The sequence below is a fragment of the Nostoc sp. genome, assembly GCF_035638895.1.
Taxonomy (GTDB): domain Bacteria; phylum Cyanobacteriota; class Cyanobacteriia; order Cyanobacteriales; family Nostocaceae; genus Nostoc.
Map to the genome: position 1 here is coordinate 1 of NZ_DASQZC010000580.1, position 4,642 is coordinate 4,642.

The 4,642-nt window shown below is 39.6% G+C and carries 4 protein-coding genes; 2 read left to right on the top strand and 2 right to left on the bottom strand.

Annotated features, from left to right (window positions below):
- The first annotated feature begins 1,096 nt into the window (after positions 1–1,096).
- A complete protein-coding gene (locus VE944_RS28655) occupies positions 1,097–1,474 on the top strand; it encodes a hypothetical protein (RefSeq protein WP_324985438.1) in 378 nt (125 codons plus the stop codon).
- A gap of 10 nt (positions 1,475–1,484) precedes the next feature.
- Positions 1,485–4,106 (top strand): caspase, EACC1-associated type, encoded by a 2,622-nt coding sequence (locus VE944_RS28660; RefSeq protein WP_324985441.1) that lies wholly within the window; start codon positions 1,485–1,487, stop codon positions 4,104–4,106.
- A 155-nt stretch (positions 4,107–4,261) separates the two neighbouring features.
- Here VE944_RS28660 and VE944_RS28665 read toward each other — a convergent pair whose 3' ends face one another.
- Both VE944_RS28665 and VE944_RS28670 read right to left on the bottom strand, forming a co-directional pair.
- A complete protein-coding gene (locus tag VE944_RS28665; RefSeq protein ID WP_324985443.1) occupies positions 4,262–4,465 on the bottom strand; it encodes a hypothetical protein in 204 nt (67 codons plus the stop codon).
- Positions 4,450–4,642, bottom strand: a 193-nt coding sequence (locus VE944_RS28670; protein ID WP_324985446.1) for a DUF2281 domain-containing protein, incomplete at its 5' end; no start/stop codon positions are given. The genes VE944_RS28670 and VE944_RS28665, both read right to left, overlap by 16 nt.

Genomic DNA, 4,642 nt, shown 5'->3' on the forward strand with positions numbered 1-4,642 from the left:
GCGGTCTGTAGAAGTTGCCATTGTTTGTACTCTTTTCTCTATTTGCTTTTCCTTAACTGTAATTTTTGATTACAATCAGGTTCCATGCTGGTAAAGTTACTCTTCAGTATCAACCTTTTTTGTTTAAATTGCGTGAGCCTATAGATGGAGTTATCCTAAAATTAGCTTTTTTAGTTATATCCTTAGAGATATTGGTTGAGAGTAACTATTATGTACATACACAACTTTTAGGCATAGTAAAGTGAATTCTCTGCTTATTTCTTTAGACATAAATTTTATAAGTCTTGCATGGATTTTTACCCTTTAAAAAGGCACAAAGTCAACAGGCTAGGCTTCGCCTCATTTACTGGCGGTAGCATATCATGGAGCAGCATGAGGGACTTTGAACAAATAAATTTATCCAATCTTGTGGGGTAGATATCTTGTTCGCCTTTGGCTACGGGCGCTCGTGTCGCCCATTCGACAAAAGGTATAGAGTACTTTTTTATATTAACAAACTGTTTAAGTATTTTGAGAAAGCAAGAGCTTCTTTTACTTGCGGAAAACACCAAAATGAGAAAGCAAACTGGGGTTTGAGAAAGCAAAAGCTTCTTTTACTTGCGGAAAACACCGAAATGAGAAAGCAAACTGGGGTTTGAGAAAGCAAAAGCTTCTTTTGAGAAAGCATTTAAGTATTTTGAGAAAGTAAACAGGCTTTTTGATAAAGCAATTAGCCTTTTTGATAAAGTAATCAGCAAATATACGTGACGATTAAAAATCACAGTTGCACATTGCTTGCATCCCGTAGAGAAGGGTAGATCGGTTTTTGAATGAAAATATAAAACCAAACAAATTCTGCAAGTGTAGAATTTTATATGACACAGCAATAGCGAGCGCTCTCGTATTGCAAAATTAACCAAGTAAATCAAAATCAAGCCTAGCTTGCTGTGGTCACCAATAGTATCTATTTTTACTTTGTAGCATTCTTACTACTCGTAGCACCTTATGTATATCGTCAAAATTGCTATTTACAACAATCCAGACCGGAATTATTACTAGTTGGATTGTATAAGATAGTTATGATAATTTAAGCATTAACCATAATTAGAGGTTCAAAATGGCGACTACATCCAACGTCCAGATTACCATCGCCTTGCAAGAACCTGGTTTAGATGACGATGAACTGCAAGACGAAACGCAGAGACTATTGCAACAGATGCTGGAACTGGATGAAGTTGAAGACGCTAGTCTTTTCCGTGAAGCAGAAGCACCAGCAGGGAGCAAGTCACTCACAGGGCTGGCTGTGGGTTGGCTAACAGCGCAGGTGAATGCTAAGAATATTAAAGCACTGATGGGATTTTTAGGCGATCGCCTTGGTAACAAGACTATTGAACTAGAAATCGAGTCTAATGGCAAGAAACTGAAAGTCAAAGCCAGTAGTCGGCAGGAGTTAGAAGCAGCAATTGAAGCAGCACAGAAATTTGTAGCAGGATAGAGAATCTCAGATGGTTAAGGTAGCGTTGCTGATTGGGGTGAGTGAGTATGAGCCTGGTTTGAACCCGCTACCAGGTGCTGTAAAAGATGTCGAGGCGATGCAGCAAGTGCTGTTACATTCAGAAATGGGCGGCTTTACTGAGACAGATATTATGGTGCTAAAAAATCCCCAGCGCCAAGATATGGAGGAAGCTATCGAGAATTTATTTGCCCATCGTCAAAAAGATGATCTGTTAGTTCTCTTTTTCTCCGGTCATGGCATTAAAGATGACACTGGTAGACTGTTCTTAGCAACCCGCACCACACGCAAAACTCCAAGAGGAGATTTAATTCGCTCATCGGCAGTAGCAGCCAGTGTTGTACATGAAAGTATGAGCCGCAGCCGTTCTAAACGGCAAGTGGTAATTTTGGATAGTTGCTTTAGTGGTGCTTTTGCTGAGGGTTTATCAGCAAAAGATGACGGCAGTGTAAATATCCGTGAGCAATTAGGAGGAGAGGGGCGTGCTGTTCTCACTTCATCCAGTTCGACTCAATACTCCTTTGAGCAGCAGGGGTCAGACCTCTCAATTTATACCCGTTATTTGATTGAAGGAATTACAACAGGGGCGGCAGATCTAGATGAAGATGGGGTTGTCTCGATTGATGAGTTGCATGAGTATGCGAGCCAGAAAGTTAGAGAAATACAGCCGACAATGAGGCCAGAAATCTACACGAGTAGAGAAGGCTTTAAGATTCGACTTACAAAAGTTCCGCAAGGTGATCCCAAACAGAAGTATCGCAAAGAGGTAGCGCGATACAATAACCGTGGAGAAGTTTCTTTTGTAGGTCGCAAGATTTTAGATGCATTGAGAAATCGTTTGGGGCTATCCGAGGTAGAAGCAACTGCAATTGAAGATGAAATGTTAGCAGTTACTCGTCAGGAATTTCAAGAAAAGTTACAGCGATATGAAAGAGACTTCAGTGAGGCACTCCAGCAGCAAGTAGCTCTCAGTGAAGATGATCTCAATATGCTACGACAGAATCTTCAGCAAATTTTGGGGCTGAGGAATGAGGATACAATGCCAATAGAGGCACAGGTTAAGGCAATAATTGAAGCATATAAGCAAAAAATGCAATATTATGAGCAGGCATTAGCTGAGGCAATGCAACGAGAATATCCTCTTAGTCAAGCTGCTCATGATCGGTTGCAGAATATGCAACGGATATGGAAACTCAGTGATAAAGATATAGCTTCACTTGAAAGTCGCGTCACTGCTGAGATAGAAGCATATCAGCAAAAGTTGCAGCAGTATGAACAGGCATTCATTATAGCAACACAACAGCAGTATCCTGTTGGTGAAGCAAAGCGTCATGAACTGCTACAAGAACAGCAAAACTTAAGTTTAAAAGATGAAGATGTTGCTTCAATTGAAGCTAGAATTACGGCTGAGGTTGAAACTTATCTACAAAAATTACAGCAGTATAAACAAGCATTTATAAAAGCCACACAGCAGCAATATCCCTTGAGTGCGACGCAGCGTCATCAGCTCAGAAATGAGCAGCAAATGTTAAATCTAAAGAATGAAGATACTGCTGCGATTGAAGCTCGAATTACTGTTGACATTAAAGCATCCTTGCAAAAGCTACAACAGTATGAACAGGTATTTACCAGAGCAACACAGCAGCAGTATCCTTTGAGTAAAACGCAGCGTAATCAACTGCGGCAGGAGCAACAAATCTTAGGTCTAAAAGATGAAAATATTGCTCTAATTGAAACCAGAATTAAGGTTGAGATTGAAGCATATCTGCAAAAGTTACAACAGTATGAACAAGCGCTAATTCAAACGATTCAGCATGAGTATCCCTTTAGTGATGAGATTCGTGAGGAATTAAAGCGATATCAGCAGGTTTTGGAACTTGGGGATGAAGAAGTAGCAAGAATTCAAGATAAAGTTGTTCGAGAAAAACAGACACATCAATCTCAAACTCAGCAATTGGGTACTTCTAAACTGCCAGAAATACCAACACAGTCATCAATATTTTCAAGTCAGCTTGTCCCAAATCAAAAAACTCAGGTAATTCCAGACACAGAGCTTCCCAAAAGTCGCCAATCACCGCTACAGTGGATTGTTCCGTTAATATTTGTGGTAGCAGCAGGTGTTTTAGGATTGTTCGTGAACCAACTGCGACTGCGATCGCCATTAGTCCCCTTGATTTCATCCACTCCCATACCAACTTCAAATCCTACAATCAAAGCGACACCCATACAGCGATCGCTAGCCAACCTTTCTCCTGGCTGGGTAATTAAAACTAACAATTCAATCACCTTGGGAAACAACCAATCACTTCCCCCTGGAGCTTTTTTACAAGTTATCAACACAAAACCAAATCCTAAACCTGCTTCGGGAAATTTTTCAGTGTCTATGCGAGTCTGTGCTAATAAAAGCACACAAGCTCCAGCTAATACTAATAATCCAGCAGTAACTTCCTCAGTTCCATCAAAATCAAAACCTTTGCCAGAAACAGTGTTGCTGGACTTATCCCAACTAAAACGCCTTGGTGTCTCTGTTTTACCAGAAGATGCACCAAGTCCATGTACACCTGTTACACAACCGCCAGTTACTCAACCATCTGACGACAGCAGTCCAACTTAGTCAAATACCCAATACAACTACAGGTTTGAGTACTGTATAATTTCAATAATTTTATTAATCACCTCTGTTAATTTTTCCGTTTTTATTTGACCTGCTTGATATAAAACAATTTGTTTGTCGGCAGTAAAAATCCGATTTAGTCTGATATTAATTAGCTAATTTAATTGACCGGAGCTAAAATCACTGTTATCCAGTTTAATAGCATATATATTGCCAACAGATTGGCTAGTGATTTGGCAAAGAATCAGGTCATTCCCCTGAAGATTAGCAATAACTAGAGTAGGTCTGCGTTTTGTTTCAGTTAAGTCTGAAAAGTGAAATGGAACAATAACAACATCTACTTTTATAAATCCTGCCATGCTGAATCTTCCTCTGGTCTTAACCAATCTTTTTGTAGTGATGATTCACTCATAATAGTGATTTCTAAAGTTTTCTCTTTTTGGTATTTAGCTTGTAAGAACTGAACAAAATCTAAAATCTGCTGTAACAGAGGTTCAGGTAATTGTTCTAGTTCTTGTGTAATCTGTTCTTTAAGC